This window comes from Kribbella sp. NPDC043289, from assembly GCF_056436705.1.
Genome location: NZ_JBWKCB010000005.1, coordinates 358858 through 376132 on the forward strand (window position 1 = coordinate 358858; position 17275 = coordinate 376132).

Annotated in this window: 16 protein-coding genes; 5 read left to right on the plus strand and 11 right to left on the minus strand. The window is 69.7% G+C overall.

Annotation, left to right across the window (positions count from 1 at the left end):
* Positions 1–79: 79 nt before the first annotated feature.
* Genes AC0662_RS29465 through AC0662_RS29480 form a run of 4 tightly spaced genes read right to left on the minus strand, consistent with a single transcriptional unit; the run spans position 80 to position 5524 of the window.
* The gene (locus AC0662_RS29465) at positions 80–988 is read right to left on the minus strand and encodes a ribonuclease Z (RefSeq protein ID WP_478304676.1); all 909 of its coding nucleotides are present in this window, start codon (positions 986–988) and stop codon (positions 80–82) included.
* Positions 981–1952: a pyridoxal-phosphate dependent enzyme gene (locus tag AC0662_RS29470; RefSeq protein ID WP_478304678.1), complete on the minus strand. Its 972-nt coding sequence runs from the start codon at positions 1950–1952 to the stop codon at positions 981–983. Before AC0662_RS29470 ends, AC0662_RS29465 begins: the two co-directional genes overlap by 8 nt.
* The gene (locus tag AC0662_RS29475) at positions 1949–4936 is read right to left on the minus strand and encodes a glycine--tRNA ligase (protein WP_478304993.1); all 2988 of its coding nucleotides are present in this window, start codon (positions 4934–4936) and stop codon (positions 1949–1951) included. Before AC0662_RS29475 ends, AC0662_RS29470 begins: the two co-directional genes overlap by 4 nt.
* 54 nt (positions 4937–4990) lie before the next feature.
* The gene (locus tag AC0662_RS29480; RefSeq protein ID WP_478304680.1) at positions 4991–5524 is read right to left on the minus strand and encodes a TetR/AcrR family transcriptional regulator; all 534 of its coding nucleotides are present in this window, start codon (positions 5522–5524) and stop codon (positions 4991–4993) included.
* 88 nt (positions 5525–5612) lie between these two features.
* Here AC0662_RS29480 and AC0662_RS29485 point away from each other — a divergent pair, with 88 nt between their 5' ends.
* The 3 genes from AC0662_RS29485 to AC0662_RS29495 all read left to right on the plus strand — a co-directional run bounded on the left by AC0662_RS29485 (position 5613) and on the right by AC0662_RS29495 (position 8904).
* Positions 5613–6512, plus strand: coding sequence for a TIGR03564 family F420-dependent LLM class oxidoreductase (locus tag AC0662_RS29485; RefSeq protein ID WP_478304682.1), 900 nt, complete (start codon positions 5613–5615; stop codon positions 6510–6512).
* A 116-nt stretch (positions 6513–6628) separates the two neighbouring features.
* Complete coding sequence (locus tag AC0662_RS29490; RefSeq protein ID WP_478304684.1) at positions 6629–7651, plus strand: methyltransferase; 1023 nt, start codon at positions 6629–6631, stop codon at positions 7649–7651.
* Complete coding sequence (locus tag AC0662_RS29495; RefSeq protein WP_478304686.1) at positions 7648–8904, plus strand: RNA polymerase sigma factor; 1257 nt, start codon at positions 7648–7650, stop codon at positions 8902–8904. The genes AC0662_RS29490 and AC0662_RS29495 overlap by 4 nt, the downstream gene beginning before the upstream one ends.
* A gap of 33 nt (positions 8905–8937) precedes the next feature.
* Here AC0662_RS29495 and AC0662_RS29500 read toward each other — a convergent pair whose 3' ends face one another.
* Positions 8938–9291: a DUF3618 domain-containing protein gene (locus AC0662_RS29500; RefSeq protein WP_452196940.1), complete on the minus strand. Its 354-nt coding sequence runs from the start codon at positions 9289–9291 to the stop codon at positions 8938–8940.
* Between the two features lie 234 nt (positions 9292–9525).
* On the opposite strand from AC0662_RS29500, the gene AC0662_RS29505 reads away from it, so the two are divergent.
* Positions 9526–10308 carry an alpha/beta fold hydrolase gene (locus AC0662_RS29505; RefSeq protein WP_478304689.1) on the plus strand — a complete coding sequence of 261 codons (783 nt, stop codon included), beginning with the start codon at positions 9526–9528 and terminating at the stop codon, positions 10306–10308.
* Between the two features lie 56 nt (positions 10309–10364).
* On the opposite strand, the gene AC0662_RS29510 is transcribed toward AC0662_RS29505, so the two are convergent.
* The 4 genes from AC0662_RS29510 to AC0662_RS29525 form a co-directional block, all read right to left on the minus strand.
* Positions 10365–10991 carry a superoxide dismutase gene (locus AC0662_RS29510; protein ID WP_452196938.1) on the minus strand — a complete coding sequence of 209 codons (627 nt, stop codon included), beginning with the start codon at positions 10989–10991 and terminating at the stop codon, positions 10365–10367.
* A 213-nt stretch (positions 10992–11204) separates the two neighbouring features.
* Positions 11205–12014, minus strand: coding sequence for an alpha/beta fold hydrolase (locus AC0662_RS29515; RefSeq protein ID WP_452196937.1), 810 nt, complete (start codon positions 12012–12014; stop codon positions 11205–11207).
* 35 nt (positions 12015–12049) lie between these two features.
* The gene (locus AC0662_RS29520; RefSeq protein ID WP_478304691.1) at positions 12050–12427 is read right to left on the minus strand and encodes a YciI family protein; all 378 of its coding nucleotides are present in this window, start codon (positions 12425–12427) and stop codon (positions 12050–12052) included.
* A 261-nt stretch (positions 12428–12688) separates the two neighbouring features.
* The gene (locus AC0662_RS29525; RefSeq protein ID WP_478304693.1) at positions 12689–14233 is read right to left on the minus strand and encodes an LCP family glycopolymer transferase; all 1545 of its coding nucleotides are present in this window, start codon (positions 14231–14233) and stop codon (positions 12689–12691) included.
* A 157-nt stretch (positions 14234–14390) separates the two neighbouring features.
* Between AC0662_RS29525 and AC0662_RS29530 the strand changes: the two genes are divergently transcribed.
* The gene (locus AC0662_RS29530; RefSeq protein WP_478304695.1) at positions 14391–15332 is read left to right on the plus strand and encodes an NAD-dependent epimerase/dehydratase family protein; all 942 of its coding nucleotides are present in this window, start codon (positions 14391–14393) and stop codon (positions 15330–15332) included.
* On the opposite strand, the gene AC0662_RS29535 is transcribed toward AC0662_RS29530, so the two are convergent.
* Both AC0662_RS29535 and AC0662_RS29540 read right to left on the minus strand, forming a co-directional pair.
* Entirely contained in the window at positions 15321–16196 is an 876-nt protein-coding gene (locus tag AC0662_RS29535; RefSeq protein WP_452196933.1) for a hypothetical protein, read from the minus strand. The two genes, AC0662_RS29530 and AC0662_RS29535, sit on opposite strands and share 12 nt — an antisense overlap.
* A gap of 27 nt (positions 16197–16223) precedes the next feature.
* On the minus strand, positions 16224–17117 hold the full coding sequence (locus AC0662_RS29540) for a GntR family transcriptional regulator (RefSeq protein WP_478304698.1): 894 nt from the start codon (positions 17115–17117) through the stop codon (positions 16224–16226).
* Positions 17118–17275 lie beyond the last annotated feature (158 nt).

A 17275-nucleotide genomic window follows, 5' to 3' on the forward strand; every position in this document is an offset into this window, starting at 1 on the left:
TCGCGGGCAATGTTAATCCCGCTGCACCCTGCCATGGCTCGGGTTCCGGCGTGTTCGCGCGCTCGTCACGAACTGTTCGCTAGCGACGGGTTGGAACTGAGATTCTGCTGAGATCCGACGCCACCACGATCTCGCCGGAGAACTCCGCCGCGGCCTCCTCGTAGAAGCGCTCAGGCTCCAGATAGCGCTGCGAGAAGTGCGTCAGTACCAGCTTCCGTACGCCGCACTCGGCCGCGACCCGGGCCGCCTGGCGTGCGGTGAGATGACCGAAGCGACGCGCCAGCTCGGCCTCGGACGAGAGATACGTCGACTCGATCACCAACAGATCGGCGTCTTCGGCCAGCCGCAGGACGTTCGGGCACAGCCGGGTGTCCATGATGAACGCGAACCGTTGCCCGGGGCGCGGTTCGCTGACGTCCTCGAGATGGATGGTGCGACCATCGACCTCGAGCGAACCCGCCCGCTGCAGCCGGCCGATCGCCGGCCCGCTGACCCTCGCTGCGGCGAGTTTGTCCGGCAGCATGCGGCGGCCGTCCGGCTCGATCAACTGGTAGCCGAAGGACTCGATCGAGTGCTCCAGGCGGCGCGCCCACAGCTGCCCGAACGAGCCGACCGACAGCAGCCCGTCCTCCTCCACCGGCTCCTCGAGCAGTTCGGCCCGCTCGAAGAACGAGGCGGCGTACCGCAGTCGAGTGAAGTACGTCTGCCCCGACGCCGGGTAATGCGCCCGCACCGCATGCGGTACGTCGTCCAGCGACAACCGCTGCACGATCCCCGGCACCCCGAGACAGTGGTCGCCGTGGAAGTGCGTCACGCACAATCGCGTGATCGCCCCGGCTGCGACCCCGGCGTACAGCATCTGCCGCTGCGTGCCCTCGCCCGGATCGAACAGGAACCCCTCGTCGTCCCAGCGCAGGAAGTACCCGTTCTGCGTGCGTTCCCGGGACGGCACCTGACTGCCGGTCCCGAGCACCACGAGCTCACGCAAGCGCGTTCACCAGTGTTGACGAGGACATGTTGCCGCCGCAGGACACCACCGCGACCCGCTTCCCGGCCAGTTCGGTACGCCGTTCGCGCGCCGCCGCGAACGCCAGCGCGGCGGACCCTTCGATCAACTGGTGCTCGGTGTCGATCACCATCCGGAGCGCGTCCCGGATCGCATCCTCCTCGACGAGCACCCAGTCGTCGACCAGTGCACGGCACAGGTCGAACGTGATGCTGCCCGGTTCGACGCTGCCCGCCGTACCGTCGGACAACGTCTGCGCGGCGTCGACCTGGACGATCGAGCCGGCCCGCACCGACGCCGCCATCGCGTTGTCGACCGCCGGCTGCGCGCCGTACACCTTGATGCCGGGCAGGTGCTTCTTGAGCACCGCGGCGACCCCGCTGATCAGCCCGCCACCACCGACCGACACCACCACGGCATCGAGCGATGCGCCGCCGAGCTGCTCGACGATCTCCACCGCGAGCGTCCCCTGCCCGGCGACGATGTCCGGATCGTTGTACGGCGGAATGTACGTGAGCCCGTGCTCCGCGGCGTACGCCCGGGCCTTGAGTTCGAGCGCACCGGTGTCGTTGCCCTCGGCCCGCAGTTCGAGACCGAGCCGGCGGAGCGCGGCGACTTTGCCCGGTGCGGCGTTCTCGGGCAGGTACACGATGCCGTGACCGCCGAGGGTGGCCAGCGCGTTGCCGACGCCGACCCCATGGTTGCCGGTGGACGCCGTGATCACTCCCGCCGCCCGCTCCGCATCCGTCAGCGTGAGGATCTTCGCCAACGCCCCACGGGCCTTGAACGAGCCGGTGCGCTGCTGGTGCTCGCACTTCACGAGCACCTCGGCGCCGAGGTCGTCGCTGAACGCGTCGTACCGGACGAACGGTGTCAGGCGCAGATGTTCCCGCAGGGCCGGCGCCACCCGCTCGGCCCTGTCGGCAACCTCTGCCGGAGTGATCATTCCGACGGGTTGAGGCTGGTGCCCAGCGCCTGCCAGTCGAGCACCGGCGCGGCCAGCTTGCTGATCGTTGCCAGCAGCCCCAACCGGGCGGCGCGGATCTCCGGCTCCTTCGCCATCACGAGGATCTCGTCGAAGAACGCGTTGACCGGCTCGACCAGCACCGACGCGGCCGAGACGAACTCACCGAGTCCGGTGGGCGCGGTACCGATCTTCTGCACTGCTTCGTGCAGCGCGACCTCGGCCGGCTCGGTGAGCTTGCCGGCGTCGTACTCCGCCTCGGTGCCTTCGGGAACGATCCGGCGTACCCGCTGGAGGACGGCGACCAGGTCCGCGAAGTCGCTGTTCCCGACCTGGCCCTGCAGCGTCTCCAGCGTCTCGTCAGCGACCACCGGAGCAGTTGCCAGCGGCAACACGGCGGCCACCTGGAAGTGGTCGTCGCCCCGATCGAGGAGCTGCTGCTCGTACCGCCGGACGGTGAACTCGGCGACCTCGTCGAGCGAGTCCGCCGGTACGTCGATGCCCTGGGCACCGATCTCCGCGGCCGCGGCCCGGAGACCGACCGGCAACGTGATCGCCCGCAGTTCCGGGTGCTCGCGAAGGATCGCAACCACACCGGCAGCCGCCCGGCGCAGCGCGAACGGATCCGAGCTACCGGTCGGCTTCGCGCCGATACCGAACAGGCCGGCCAGCAGGTCGAAGCGGTCCGCCAGCGCCAGCAGCGCACCCGGAGTCGTCGACGGGACCGGGTCACCGGCCGACCGCGGCAGCTCCATGTCGAACAGCGCCTGCGCGACCGCCTCGGTCTCCCCCGCGCGCTTCGCGTACTCGCGGGCCATCGTGCCGGCCAGGCTGGTCAGCTCGACGACCATCTGCGAACCGAGGTCGAACTTCGCCAGCTCGGCCGCCCGCTTGAGCGTCGTCAGGTCGTCGCCGTCGAGGTCCACCGTGCCGGCCAGGGCCAGCGCGATCCGGCCGATCCGCCCGGCGCGGTCGGCCATCGAACCGAGCCGCTCCTCGAAGGCCAGCTTCTCCAGCTCGCTCTTCATCGACTCCAGCGGCGTCTCCAGGTCGGCCCGCCAGAAGAACGCGGCGTCCTCGTAGCGGGCCCGCAGGACCGCCTCGTTGCCGGCCCGGACCCGGTCCTCGTCGACCGAACCGTTGGCCACGGCAACGAAGTGCGGCAGCAGCTTGCCGTCGCCGTCACGCACCGGCAGATAGCGCTGGTGCTTGCGCATGACGGTGGTCAGGATCTCGCTCGGCAGCTCCAGGTAGTCCGCGCTGAAACCGCCGAGGATCGGCGTCGGCTCCTCGATCAGGTTCACGATCTGGTCGACCAGCGCGGACTCGCCCTCGACGTCGACGGTGCCCTGCACCTTGGCCGACAAGGTTTCGGCCGCCTCGACGACGGTGGCCCGCCGGCGAGCCGGGTCGGCCTCGATGCCGTGGATCCGGAGCAGGTCCAGGTAGCCCTCGGCCGAGGCGATCTCGACCTTCGGCTGCGCGGCCGTGCGGTGCACCCGCGTTGTCCGGCCGGCGGCCAGCGTCGACACCGAGACCGGCACGATCTCGTCACCGAGCAGCGCGACCAGCCAGCGGATCGGGCGGGTGAAGGACAGCTTGGCGTCGTTCCAGCGCATGTTCTTGTCCGAGCGCAGACCGGCGACGATCTCGCTCAGCACGCCGCTCAGCACCTCGGCCGCACCACGCCCCGGGTCCGGCTTGGTGACCGCGACGTACTCGACGCCGTCGACATCCAGGTCGTGCAGTTCGCTGACGTCGACACCCTGACCACGGGCGAATCCGGCCGCGGCCTTCGTGACGTTGCCGTCGGCGTCGTACGCGGCCTGCTTCTTCGGACCGCGCACCACCCGCTCCGCGTCCGGCTCACCGGCCTGGACGGAGGCGACGAAGGCGACCACCCGGCGAGGCGTCGCGTACGTCGTGATCGCGCCGTGCCCGAGGCGCGTCGCGGCCAGCTTCTCCTCGAGCGCGGCCTGCACCGCGGCGGCGGTCTTGGTGACCTCGGACGGCGGCATCTCCTCGGTACCGATCTCGAAGGTCAGCTGCCGGGTACCGCTGCTCGCCGGGAACTCGGTCGGCACGGCCGCGGCCGGCGGGAGCTCGGCGAGACCCAGCGGGTGCTCCAGCTCCTGACGGCGTTCGGCCCACAGCCGCGAGACCTCGCGCGCCAGCGTGCGCATCCGGCCGAAGGCCTTCGCGCGTTCCGTCGTACTGACGGCGCCGCGGGCGTCCAGCACGTTGAAGGTGTGCGAGCACCGCAGTACCTGGATGTGCGCCGGCACCGGGAGACGGTCGTCGATCATCCGGCGGGCCTCGTTCGCGTACTCCTCGAACAGCCGCTTCTGCGACTCCACGTCCGCGTCGTCGAGGTAGTACCGGCTCATCTCGTACTCCGCCTGGCCGAACGCCTCGCCGTACGAGATGCCCGGCGCGTAGGCGATGTCCTTGAAGTGCGAGACGCCCTGGAGCGCCATCATGATCCGCTCGATGCCGTAGGTGATCTCCACCGACACCGGGTCCAGCGTCATCCCGCCGGCCTGCTGGAAGTACGTGAACTGGGTGATCTCCAGGCCGTCCAGCCAGACCTCCCAGCCCAGACCCCAGGAGCCGGTCGCCGGGTTCGCCCAGTTGTCCTCGACGAACCGCACGTCGTGCGCGTCGATGTCGATCCCGAGCGCTTCCAGACTGTCCAGGAACAACTCCTGCGGGTTGCCCGGGTCCGGCTTCAGCACCACCTGGAACTGGGTGTGCGTCTGCAGGCGGTTCGGGTTCTCGCCGTAGCGGCTGTCGTCGGGCCGGACACTCGGCTCGACGTACGCGACCCGCCACGGCTCGGGACCGAGCACCCGCAGGATGGTGGCCGGGTTCAGCGTCCCGGCACCGACCTCGGTGTTGAACGGCTGCACGATCATGCAGCCGCGGTCGGTCCAGTACTTCGTCAGCGCCAGCAGCGCGTCCTGCATGGTGAGCACAGCAAACCTCGAGCCATCTTCGGGGGGTTTTCGCAGCGAAGTCTATTAGGCCAGCGCCGGTGCTATCCCCCGGATCGCGAGGGTGAGCAACCGGTCGGCCTGGACGGCGTCCTCACCGCTGGCCAGCGAGATGCCGTTGACGAGCTTCAGCAGGTCCTCGATCCGGACATCCGGGGGTACGGCGCCGTCGCGCTGAGCACGCTCCAGCAGCCCTCCACCGGCCGCCAGGATGCGCCGGTGGCAGTCCGAACCACGCTCCGCGCTCAGCTTCAGCGCCGGGCCGAGACCACGGCTCGCGGTGCAGTGCGCGACCATGCTACGCAGCCAGATCGTCAACGCCCGCAGGGGTTCGGGATGGTTCGCGAGCTGTACCGCCTGGTCGCAGACCGCGTCGATCCCGCTCTGGAAAACGGCCTCCAGGAGCGCCACCCGGCCGCCGAAGTGCCGGTGCAGGGTCGCGGACCCGACGCCGGCCCGGCGCGCGATCTCCTCGAGCGACGCGTCGGCGCCCTGCTCCGCGACCACCTCGGCGGCGACCGTGACCAGCCGGTCACGGTTCCGCTGGGCATCAGCTCGCATCGAAGTCCCTTGATCAAGTGGGGTGGTCCCCCATATCGTACCGGGAGATAAACGGGGGACCACCCCATTTCACTCGAGGAGACAGTTGATGCGTATCGGTATGGCCTTCGGGGACGTCCGCGGACAGATCCCGCTGCCGGAGATCGCGAGCCAGGCGCAGGCGGCGGCCGCGGCCGGATTCCGGACCGCCTGGCTCTCGGACGGCATCGGGTGGGATGCCCTCACCGCGCTCGCGGCCGTCGGTCCCGGGGCGCCGGGGATCGAGCTCGGCACCGCCGTGGTGCCGTTCCCGCAGCGCCATCCGCTGGTGCTCGCGAGACAGGCTCTGACCGTGCAGGGGGCAGTCGGGAACCGGCTGACGCTCGGCATCGGCGCCGGGATCTCCAGGATGGTCAGCGCGATGTACGGGCTGCCGACCGAGCGGCCTGCGCGACGACTGCGCGAGTACCTCGAGATCCTGCAGCCGCTACTCCGGGGCGAGTCCGTCGACCATCACGGAGAGACCTTCACGGCGGTCGGCTCGGCCGTACTGCCGGGCACCGAGCCGCCGTCGGTCCTCGTCGCGGCGCTCGGCCCGGCGATGCTGAAGGTCGCGGGCGAGCTCGCAGACGGCACAGTCACGTGGATGACCGGACCCCAGACACTCAGCAAGCACATCGTCCCGTCGATCACCCGAGCGTCCGGGAGCCGCGACCCACGGATTGTGGCTGGTCTTGCTGTGTGTCTGACGTCCGCCGAGGACACGGTACGGGCGCGTTTTGCGGAAGAGTTCGCGCTGGCGGGTCAAGTTCCGGAGTACCGCGCGATGTTCGACCGCGAGGGCGTCGCCGGGCCGGCCGACGTACTGCTCGTCGGTGACGAGTCAGCCATCGCGAAGCAACTCGACCGGATACGCGACACCGGAGTCACCGAGGTCATGCTCGCGCCGATCGGCACCCCCACCGAACAGACACGCACAACCGACTTCCTGTCTACAGTGGTGCGGTGACCTCGCCCCTCCATGCGGCGGTAGTTCGCTAGCTCCGTCGTCCGCTCCCCGGCGCCGTACCGGCGTTCCGGGTGAGCCGTGCTGCCCATATCGCTTCGCACTGGCAGGGACGACTCTTGGACGACGTCATCACGGTCGACGACTCCATCTCCGCGGATCGGGCGCTGCGCCTGATCGAACGCGGCTCGACACTTCTTTGGGAAGGTGATTTCCAGAACGCCAAACAACTGCTGTCCGCCCTCGGCCGCCGGCTTCCGGCCACGAGTGGTGGCTCGTTCCACGATCAACGGCGGCGCCAGGCCGAGCGGGTTCGCATCCTGAACTCCTTGTGCCTGCGACTGGTCGACCACCACATCGCGTTGCGCCGGGCTCCGGACGTGCGCGCTGCCTGCGCCGACGCCTACGGACCACCTGATGGCGAACGTTTGGTCCCGCTGCGCGAGCTGCTCGGTGTGATCGGCGCGCATCAACTTCGGCTCCGGGGCGTGGACGTGCTCGCCCTCGGCGAGCGGATCCATCCGCAGTACGGCGTGTTCGCGCCGACCCGTTCGGAGTACGTCGACCTTGTTGCCGACTGCCCCATGCCGACGACGAGTACGGCGTTCGACATCGGGACCGGGACCGGAGTACTGGCCGCGGTTCTTGCCCGCCGCGGTGTTCAGCGGGTTGTTGCTACAGACAACAACCCGCGCGCGGTGGAGTGCGCGCGGGAAAATCTGCGGAGGCTGGGGGTGCGCGCCGAGGTGGTCGAGACCGATCTGTTCCCGCCGGGTCGGGCCGATCTGATCGTCTGCAACCCGCCGTGGATCCCCGCCCGGCCGATGACGGTGCTCGACCACGCCGTCTACGACGAGGACGGCCGCATGCTGCGCGCGTTCCTGGCCGAGGTCGCCGATCACTTGGAACCGGATGGGGAGGTGTGGCTGATCCTGTCCGATCTGGCGCAGGTACTCGGGCTCCGGAGGCCGGGCGAGTTGGAGGAGATGTTCCGGGCCGGCGGGCTACGGGTCGTCGGCCGGGAGGACGTCGTACCGCGGCACCGCCGGGCGCGCGACGGCGAGACGACCTCGCTCTGGCGACTGCGGGTCCGTCGTGACAGTTGCTGCCGGGGGGTGCTGTGTTGTTCTATCGGCGGGTGACGGTAACGGATGCGGGCGGGGCGGTCGACGCGGTTTGGAGGATCGAGTCGGCGCGGATCATCGCGGGCGTCGCACGGATCGTGCGGGACGTCGGGCTGGCGGAGGAACTGGCGCAGGACGCACTGGTGGCCGCGCTGGAGCAGTGGCCGGAGTCCGGCGTACCGAACAATCCAGGTGCCTGGTTGATGGCGATCGCCAAACGCCGCGCGATCGACCTGATCCGGCGCAAGGAGACGTACCAGCGCAAGCTCGCCGAGATGGGTCACGAGCTCGAGATCGACGGCGACAGCGTCGAGGACGATGTGGAAGCCATTCTCGAGGACCACATCGAGGACGACCTGCTCCGGCTCGTCTTCACCGCATGTCACCCGGTGCTCACCATGGACGCGCGGGTGACGCTGACGCTGAAGCTGCTCGGCGGCCTGAAGACCGACGAGATCGCCCGCGCGTTCCTCGCCCCGGAAACGACGATCGCCCAGCGCGTCGTGCGCGCCAAGAAGAACCTGGCCAAGGCGGGCGTCGAGTTCGAGGTCCCGGCCGGCCCGGACCTGCTGGACCGGTTGTCATCGGTCCTCGAGGTCGTCTACCTGATCTACAACGAGGGGTACTCCGCGACCGCGGGCGACGACTGGATGCGTCCGGCGCTCTGCAACGAGGCGATGCGGCTCGGCCGGCTGCTCGCGGAGCTGATGCCGACCGAACCCGAAGTACTCGGCCTGCTGTCGCTGATGGAGCTGCAGTCGTCCCGTGCGAACGCGCGCACCGGACCGGACGGCGAACCGGTCCTGCTGCTCGAGCAGGACCGCCGCCGCTGGGACCGGCTGCTGATCCGCCGCGGCCTCGAAGGCATCGACCGTGCCTGGGCCCTGGAGAAGCCACCCGGCCCGTACCTCCTGCAGGCCGCGATCGCCGCCTGTCACGCCCGCGCCGCCGATCCCGAGGACACCGACTGGGCCCGCATCGCCGGCCTGTACGCCGTCCTCGCGCAGGTCACCCCGTCACCGGTCATCGAGTTGAACCAGGCGGTGGCGATCTCGATGGCGTTCGGGCCCGAGCGCGGACTCGAGGCGGTGGACCTGCTCGCGGACGACCCGTCGCTGAAGGACTACCACCTGCTGCCGAGCGTGCGCGGTGACCTGCTGTTCAAGCTCGGCCGGCTCGACGAGGCGCGCGCCGAGTTCGAGAAGGCCGCCGCGCTGACCCGCAACGAGCGCGAGCGGACCCTCCTCCTCGAACGCGCGGCGGCCTGCTGACTGCTCAGCAAGCGCCGCTCTAGTGCTGCCGGACTAGCCGTGCCGGCGGGCGATCCAGGCTGCGGCGCCGACACCGACGGCCAGTGCGGCGCCACCGACGGCCGCTGCGGCCTTCGGGTGCCGCTTGCCCATCGCCGGCAGCTCCTTCATCGCGCCGGGCACGTCCTTCATCTTCTGGCCCGCCTGCCCGGCGGCGCCCGAGACGCGCTGCCCGGCGTTCCCCGCGGTCTCCTTCACGCGCTGCGGCATGTTCAGCCGGCGGGTGAGCTCCTGGACGGTGTCGGCGAGCTGCTGCCGGGTGTGCTCGAGATCGATCCGGACCGTCTTGGCCTCGGACATCGGCTCCCGGTGGGTGGCGTTCCTGGAGTTGGTGGAGGTGGTGCTCATCGTGTGCGGTTCCCTTCCGGCTGGTGTCCCTTGAATGCTTCGAGGTCCTCGTGCACGGCGTCGGGCGGCACGCTGCGGAACGGGCGGATGGCACGTGCGACGTGCCGCTCGCGCAGCCCGGTACCCACATCACCGAGAGTCACACGTCGCACTGTGATCTGAGTCACAGGCTGTCGATCGGTCCCCCGATTCCTCGACGCACGGGTGAAGACTCACTCACTCAGGAGGATCGAGATGAACACGGTGGAATCCAAGGACGGTACGACGATCGCGTACGACCGGCGTGGGAATGGGCCGGCGCTGGTCCTGGTCGACGGCGCGCTCTGCAGCCGTGCCCAGGGCCCGATGGCCGACCTCGCCGAGACGCTCGCGGACCGGTTCACCGTCTACAACTACGACCGGCGCGGCCGTGGCGACTCCGGTGACGCCGAGGAGTACGAGGTCGACCGGGAGATCGAGGACCTGGCCGCGGTGATCGAGGCGGCCGGCGGATCGGCGTACGTCTACGGCTCGTCGTCCGGCGCGGCGCTGGCGTTGCGGGCCACGGCCGCCGGGCTGTCGATCGACAAACTGGTGGCGTTCGAGCCGCCGTACGTCGTCGACGACAGCCGCAAGCAGATCCCACGGAGCTGGGTCAGCGACCTGCAGCGCCTCGACGCGGGTGACGCGATCAAGTACTTCTTCACCAAGGGTATCGGGCTGCCCGGGATCGTCGTCACGATGATGAAGCTGATGCCGGCCTGGAAGCCGATGAAGGCGATCGCGCACACCCTGCCGTACGACGCACAGGTGGTCGGCGGCAACTGTTTCGGCGAGCCGATGGACGCTACCCAGTGGGCGCCGATCGACCAGCCGGTGCTGGTGGTGAACGGCGGCAAGAGCCCGGCGTGGATGAAGAACTCGGCCCACGCGCTCGCCGCGGCGGTCCCGGGCGCCGGCCACACCGAAGTACCGGGTCAGAACCACATGATCAAGTCGGCGGCGATCGCTCCGGTGATCGCGGAGTTCTGTGCCTGAGACACCCGAAGGGCGCCCAGCCGGAGCCGGGCGCCCTTCGTCGTACTGCGGAGTTCTCAGGCGCCGGTGATCAGCGCCGCGGCGCCGGAGCGGGCCGCGTCGAAGCGGGCCTGGGCGTCGCCCCAGTTGACGACGTTCCACCACGCCTTGACGTAGTCGGGCTTCACGTTCTTGTACTGCAGGTAGAACGCGTGCTCCCACATGTCCAGCATGGCGATCGGGATCTGCCCGGCCGGCAGGTTGCCCTGCTGGTCGTACAGCTGGTGGATGAGCAGCTTGCCGCCCAGCGCGTCCCAGCCGAGGATCGCCCAGCCGGAGCCCTGGATGGTGGTCGCGCTCGCGGTGAAGTTGGCCTGGAAGGCGTCGAACGAGCCGAAGAACTCGTCGATCGCCGCGCCCAGCTCGCCGTCCGGCTTGTCGCCACCGTCCGGCGACAGGTTCTTCCAGAAGATCGAGTGGTTGACGTGCCCACCGAGGTTGAAGGCGAGCGTCTTCTCCAGCCCGACGATCGCGCCGAAGTCACCCTTGTCGCGGGCCTCGGCCAGCTTGTCGAGGGTGTCGTTCAGACCCTTCACGTAGGTCGCGTGGTGCTTGTCGTGGTGCAGCTCCATGATCTCGCCGGCGATGCTCGGCGCCAGTGCACCGTAGTCGTAGGGGAGGTCGGGAAGCGTGTACGTGGTCAACTCTGCTCCTTCGTCGGGGCCCTCGGGGCCGATATCTCCGATGTCCTGTGTCAGCGGCACCAGCTTGAAACTTCAACCACGGTTGAGGTCAAGACGCCACGCGGGCGACGCGGCACCTCGGACCGGTGCCCGGTTCGACCGCGATCACTCCCCCGCGCACGTTCCGGACACCACCAGCTTCACATACTCCGCCCCAGGACCCACGGAGGAGTCTCACCTCGGCTGGTGCAGGACCTTCAGCTCGGCCCGCAGCGCCTCGGCGAACACCTCCGGCGTGTCCGCGAACCCGGTGTGACCGCCCGGGAACCGCGTCGGCTCGATGCCCAACCGGTCGGCCAGCGCGGACGACGTCCGGTCGCAGAGCTGCCCGGTCGACTCCTCGCCGATCCCGACCACGACGTCGGCCTCGCGGAGCCGGTCGAGGTCCGGGAGCCAGGTGATCGTCTCGCGCATCTCGTGCGCGAACCAGAACTGCTCCGCGGCCACCTGCTCCGGGTCGCGCTCGCCGCCGAACATCATCTCGACGACCTCGTCCGGCATCTGGATGTTCGCGAGCGCGAAGAACTGCCTCCAGGCGCCGGTCACGTCACCGGCGAGGTAGTCGGCCATCAGCTGCTCGGACTTCGCCGTCAGCTCGTCCGCGTCCGGGACCAGCCGGTTCAGCGGCGGCTCGTGCGCGATCACCGAGCGGACCAGCTCCGGGTGGTACTGCGCGAGCGCCAGCGCGCTGACCGCCCCACCACTCGACCCCAGTACGACGGCCGGCCCGGCGTCCACGTGCCGGATCAGCCGGGCCAGGTCGTCGGCCCGCTGCTCGGGGCGCGACGTACCGCCGGGGTTCAGCGTGCTCCGCTTCACCCCGCGCGGGTCGAGCGTCAGGACGGTGTAGTCGGGCGCCAGCAGGTCGGCCAGCGGCGCGAACGCGTCCGCGTCCATGGGTGCGCCGACCAGGACCACCAACGGTCCGGTCCCGCGCACTTCGTAGTACAACTCTGCCTCGGGAACCACTAGTGTGTTGTTCATGTCCCTTCCACGAACGGAAGGGGCACGGATGGACATCAGTTCTGGTAAACGTCCGAATCCGGGCCGAAGTCGGCTTCCTCGACGACCCGGCGCACCTCGACCTCGGCGCCGAGGGCCTCGGCCAGGCGGGCGGCCCACTCGATCGCCTCGTCACGGTTGCGGACCTCGACGACGATCATGCCGCCGATCAGTTCCTTGGTCTCCGCGAACGGGCCGTCGGTGACAGTACGGCGGCCGCCCTCGACCTTGACCCGGGCGCCGAGCGCGCTGCGGTGCACACCCTCCGCGAACAGCAGGACGCCGGCCTTCGACAGGTCCTCGACGACCTTGCCGACCGCCTCGCCGACCTCCGGCGCCGGGAACAACCCGGCCTCGCTGTCGGCGTCGGCCTTGTTGATGATCATGTAGCGCATCGCAACTGCTCCTCGTGGTTTCGGTCGATCACTTACACTCACGTCGAGCGGCAGCAGTACAGATCGACACCCGCTTCAGATCATTACCCGGGTCAGTTCGCACAGCCGTCGCGCGTCGTCCGCTGGCGGCTTAGGTGCGCGTTGGCGTGTTGTAGCGCGTCGGCGGGCAAACAACCCGTCAGTGGGCTAGGGCGTGTCTCCCAATCCGGCGAGGCGCCATGCCGAGTGCCTCGCAGTAGGCGGGGGATCGGGAGACACGCCCTAGTTCGGCTGGTCGCCGTTCGGGTGGTAGGCGCAGGCGTCGGCGAGGTTCTGGGTCGGGCCGGGCGGCGGGGGCGTGGTGGCGGGCTTCCGGGTGGTCGCGGGAGTCGACGACCTGGCCGACGGTGTGGTGGTCGGTGTGGTGGTCGGTGTGGTCGTCGGCGGCGTGGTGGCCGGGGCCGGCTCGGACTCCAGAGCCGTCTCGACGGTGTCCCGTAGCGCCTGGTAGTCCGGGTGCAGGTACTTGAGCCGCAGCTTCTCCGGGTCGAGCGTGACGTTCGAGACCGTCCCCGACTTCACCTTCAGCGCCAGCTCGACCATGGCCGGCAGCAGCTCCTGCGGGATGTCGGTCCGCAGCAGGTGCTGACCGGCGCGCGCGATCGCCTTGTACTTCGTCACCAGCGTCTGCGGGTCCGCTGCGTCGACGATGCTCTTGATCACGCACCGCTGCCGGACCTGGCGCTGGTCGTCGTCGGCGCCGTACCGCCCGCGGGCGAACCACAGCGCGTGCCGCCCGTCCAGGTGCTGGTTCGGACCGGGCTCGATCCATTCCTTCGGCGGGATGTGCGAGCTGCTGACGCCGCCCATCGCGACCCGCTCGTTGACGTTCACCTTGATCCCGCCGAGCGCGTCGACGATCTCCGGGAAGCTCTGCAGGTTGACCTGCAGGTAGTAGTCCAGCTTCAGGCCGGTGGCCTCACCGACCGACTGCTTCAGCACGTCCGCGCCCTCGTTGTCCGACGGCCCGAGGATGCCCGGGTGCGCGTCCGGGATGTTCTGGTACATCGCCGTCAGCATCCACTCCAGCCGGCCGTCGAGGCTGAGCCCTTCCTTGCCGAACCCGTTCGGGTAGAACTTGGCCAGCGGTGAGTCCTTCGGGAACGGCATGAAGGTCAGGTTCCGCGGCAACGAGATCAGCGCGGTGTTCCCGGTCTTGGTGTCGATACTCGCGACGATCACCGTGTCGGTGCGCACCCCCTCGCGGCTCGGAGCGTCGTCGCCACCGAGCAGCAACAGGTTGAGTCTCGGTGTGCCCTCCCACGGGTCCTTGACGTTGACCGTCGAGGGCCGCGTCGCGCTCTTGCTCTGCTCCTGCGCCTGGAACACGTCCTGCACCAGAGTCCGCTGCGCCAGCACGGTCTGGACGCCGATCGCCGACGGCGCCGCGATCGCGAAGCACAGCACGCCGACGAACGCCGCACCGAGCACTCGTCCGCCGGCGCCGCTCGTTGCCGGACGCAACGACCGGTGCGAGGCGACGATCACCATGATCCAGAGCAGCGCGACGACCCCGATCAGCACCGAGGTGAGCAGCAGCCGGCTCGGTACGACGGCCGCCGCGATCACCTCGTCACGACGGGTCAGCGCGACGTACACGACGAGGCCGGCCAGCGCGAGGAAGACGACAAGCACGAACGCACCGATCCGCCGGCGCCCGCCGGCGATCAGTCCGGTCCCGGGGAGCAGCGCACCGAGCAGCGTCAGCCCCAACACCGAGAGCACCGAGCGTGGCCGCTCGGCCTCCGCGCGCGCACGACTCGCCATGCGTTCCCCTGTCACCCCGTCTGTCCCCCGACTTCAAGTGTGCGCCAAACTCCCGCTCCTTACCTCTTCAGACGTGTTACAGGCTCAATCGGTTGTCAAACAGCCGACCGCTTAAACGGCTCGCGACCCCCGCGCGCGGGGTCTAGGTTGGTCGGTTGTGCGGATTCTGGTGCTGGGTGGAAACGGGTTTGTCGGGCGCGCGATCGTGGACGACGCGCTGGCGCACGGGGCCGAGGTCGCCTCGTTCAGTCGCGGGAAGGGCGGTACGCCGCTCCCTTCCGGCGTGACGCAGTTGATCGGGGACCGGGAGACCGGCGACTACTCGGGGCTGCAGACCGGTGAGTGGGACGCGGTCGTCGACCTGAGCGGCTTCCGGACGCGGGACGTCGACCAGGCGATGGACGTGCTCGGTGACCGCGTCGGACGGTACGTGTTCATCTCGAGCCACGCGGTGTACGTCCGCGATCTGCCGGCCGGGACCGACGAGACCGCGCCGCGACGGGAGCCGCTGCGCGATGCCGACGTACTGACGAACGACACCTACGGTCCGTGCAAGGTGGCCTGCGAGGACGACGTCGTCGAGCGATACGGCGACCGCGCAACCATCGTCCGTCCGGGCCGGGTGACCGGCCCCGGCGACTCGTCGGGTACGGCGCTCTACTGGATCCGCCGTGGCGCGCGCGGTGGCCGCGTCGCACTGCCCACGAGTCCGGAGCAGCCGCTCCAACTCATCGACAGCCGCGACGTGGGGCGTCTCGTCGTACAACTGATCACCGATGCGCGAGATGGTGCGTTCAACGCGGTCGGGCCGGACTCGACCATCAGCGATCTCATCCAGGTGTCCGCCGAGGTGTCGGGCCGCACCGTCGAGATCGTGCCCGTCCCATTCGACGCCGTACCGCCGCGGTTCCCGCTCGTCGACCCGGTGTCCGAATGGGGCGAGCGGCAACGTAACCCGGCCAAGGCCCGCGCGGCCGGTCTGCCGGTCACGCCGCTGCCGCAGACCGTGGCCGACGTACTCCAGTGGGACCAGGACCGCGGCGTACCCGCGCTGAAGATCGGGCTCACCCCGGAGCAGGAAGCTGAGCTACTCGGGTAGCGCGAGGGTCCGGCCGGCGTCGCGGGCCGCGTTGATGGAACGGGTGAGGGTGTCCTTGAGCGCGCTCGCCTCGTCAGTGAAGCCTTGGACGACCGACGTGTCGCCGACCGGTTCGGTGCGGGCGAGGAGTTCGATGTAGCGGTCGCCGTCCTCGAGGGCGGCCTCGGCCCGGAGCGCGGCGTCGGCGGCACGGACCCGGTCGGCGTACCGGTCGAGCAGATCGACCTTGCGCTTGATCGCTTCGGCGGAGAGCACCAGGGCGCGGCGCTGCGGGCCGAGGACGGCGTCCAGCTCGGCGGTGGACATACCGCGCGCGACGTCCTGCTGGCGCGCCCGCAGTACGGTCTGCTCGCGCAGGACCTGGGCGATGTCCCAGAGTTGCTCGGGCAGCACCAACTCGTTCTGTACGTCGTCGAGCAGGCCGCGCCGGGTAACTGTTGCCTCAAGCACCGTTCGGACCGCGCGCTGGGCCCGGCCGAGCAGTCGCGCGGCCTCAGAGTCGAAGTCCTCCGGCAGCAGGTACTTCCGGTGCTGCAACCGGACCGCCTTGTGTCCACGGTCCTCGACCATCGACTTCACCAGGACCCCACCGGTCGCCAGCACCGCGACCCCGGCCAGCACCACCGCGGCCCACGCCGCGACCGCGGTCGGCAGCGTCGCCGCCATCACGATCAGCGCCAGGATCCACCCGCCGACACACACCGCCAGCCAGACCAGCAACGTCCCGAACGTGTTGCCGGGCGCCACCGACCACGACGACTCCCGCTTCGGCCGCGGCGCGTCGGCCGCCACGAACAACTCCGGCCGGTGCTCGTACAACCGTCGTACGCCCACAGGCACACCCGGCGCGAACACAGGCTCCATCGCCACCTCCGGAGAAGACGTCAGCACTCAGCGTAGCCGCGATGCGAGACCATCGAGGAAGACGCCGAGCCCGAATTCGAACAACTGGTCCAGGTCGTAGTCGTAGTCGAAGCCGTCGGCGAGCAGATCGCGGAAGGCGGTCAGGTTTCCGGCGGCGATCATCGCGGCCAGCTGATCGCCCTGACCCTCGACCCACTCGTCCGCGGTCACGCCGGTGTCCTGCTCGGCCTGCGCCTCGGCCTCCATCACCAGCGCGATCCCGCGCACGTACGCGAACAGACTGATCACCGCCGACAACGCGGCGCCTTTCTCGAACCCACGCAACGCACCCAGCACCGCATCCGTGTGCGGCAACAGTCGCGGCACCAACTGCGGCCGGCTCAGACTGATCGCACTCGCCAGCCACAGATGCCGCCGGTACGCCGCCCAATGCACCTTGGCCACCACCGTGATCGCGTCCCGCCAGTGCTCCGGGACCTTCCCCAACGGGAACTCGCCGATCGCCGCGTCCACCATCTGTACGACGAGCGCGTCCTTGCCACCGACGTACCGGTAGAGCGCCATCGTCGACACCCCGAGCTCGGCTGCGATCCGTCGCATCGACAACGCGGCCAACCCTTCGGCGTCCGCGATCGCGATCCCCATCCGCACGACCTCGTCCCGGTTGAGATCCGGCGCGGAATCGGCGTCAGCACGCCGGGCGCGCGGCGGCGGACCGACCACGGTCCCGACCCCCGGCGCCGGATGCACCAGCCGCTCCTGCTGCAAGACCTGCAGCGCCTTGGTCGCGGTCGCCATCGCCACCCCGAAGTCCCGGACCAGCGCCCGCGTCGACGGCACCCGGTCCCCCGGCCGCAGCTCACCGGAGTCGACCCGCCGCCGCAGTTCCGCCGCGATCACCAGGTACGGCGCTTCGCTCATCAACCCTCCCCAGATAGTGCACGTACATCGTACGCGCACTACCTCAGAACCAGTCCCACACGATCCCTCCGCCCCGCCACCTCACCACCGTTTGAGGGGCCGGCCCCTCGGCCAGTGGGTCCTACCCCCGCTGTGCAGGACGCCACCCCACAGCTTGA

Coding starts and splice junctions, on each gene's coding strand:
- AC0662_RS29470 (WP_478304678.1), bottom strand. CDS start 1,952: ATGATCACTCCGGCAGAGGTTGCCGACAGGGCCGAGCGGGTGGCGCCG.
- AC0662_RS29475 (WP_478304993.1), bottom strand. CDS start 4,936: ATGCAGGACGCGCTGCTGGCGCTGACGAAGTACTGGACCGACCGCGGC.
- AC0662_RS29480 (WP_478304680.1), bottom strand. CDS start 5,524: ATGCGAGCTGATGCCCAGCGGAACCGTGACCGGCTGGTCACGGTCGCC.
- AC0662_RS29485 (WP_478304682.1), top strand. CDS start 5,613: ATGCGTATCGGTATGGCCTTCGGGGACGTCCGCGGACAGATCCCGCTG.
- AC0662_RS29500 (WP_452196940.1), bottom strand. CDS start 9,291: ATGAGCACCACCTCCACCAACTCCAGGAACGCCACCCACCGGGAGCCG.
- AC0662_RS29505 (WP_478304689.1), top strand. CDS start 9,526: ATGAACACGGTGGAATCCAAGGACGGTACGACGATCGCGTACGACCGG.
- AC0662_RS29515 (WP_452196937.1), bottom strand. CDS start 12,014: ATGAACAACACACTAGTGGTTCCCGAGGCAGAGTTGTACTACGAAGTG.
- AC0662_RS29520 (WP_478304691.1), bottom strand. CDS start 12,427: ATGCGCTACATGATCATCAACAAGGCCGACGCCGACAGCGAGGCCGGG.
- AC0662_RS29525 (WP_478304693.1), bottom strand. CDS start 14,233: ATGGCGAGTCGTGCGCGCGCGGAGGCCGAGCGGCCACGCTCGGTGCTC.
- AC0662_RS29535 (WP_452196933.1), bottom strand. CDS start 16,196: ATGGAGCCTGTGTTCGCGCCGGGTGTGCCTGTGGGCGTACGACGGTTG.
- AC0662_RS29540 (WP_478304698.1), bottom strand. CDS start 17,117: ATGAGCGAAGCGCCGTACCTGGTGATCGCGGCGGAACTGCGGCGGCGG.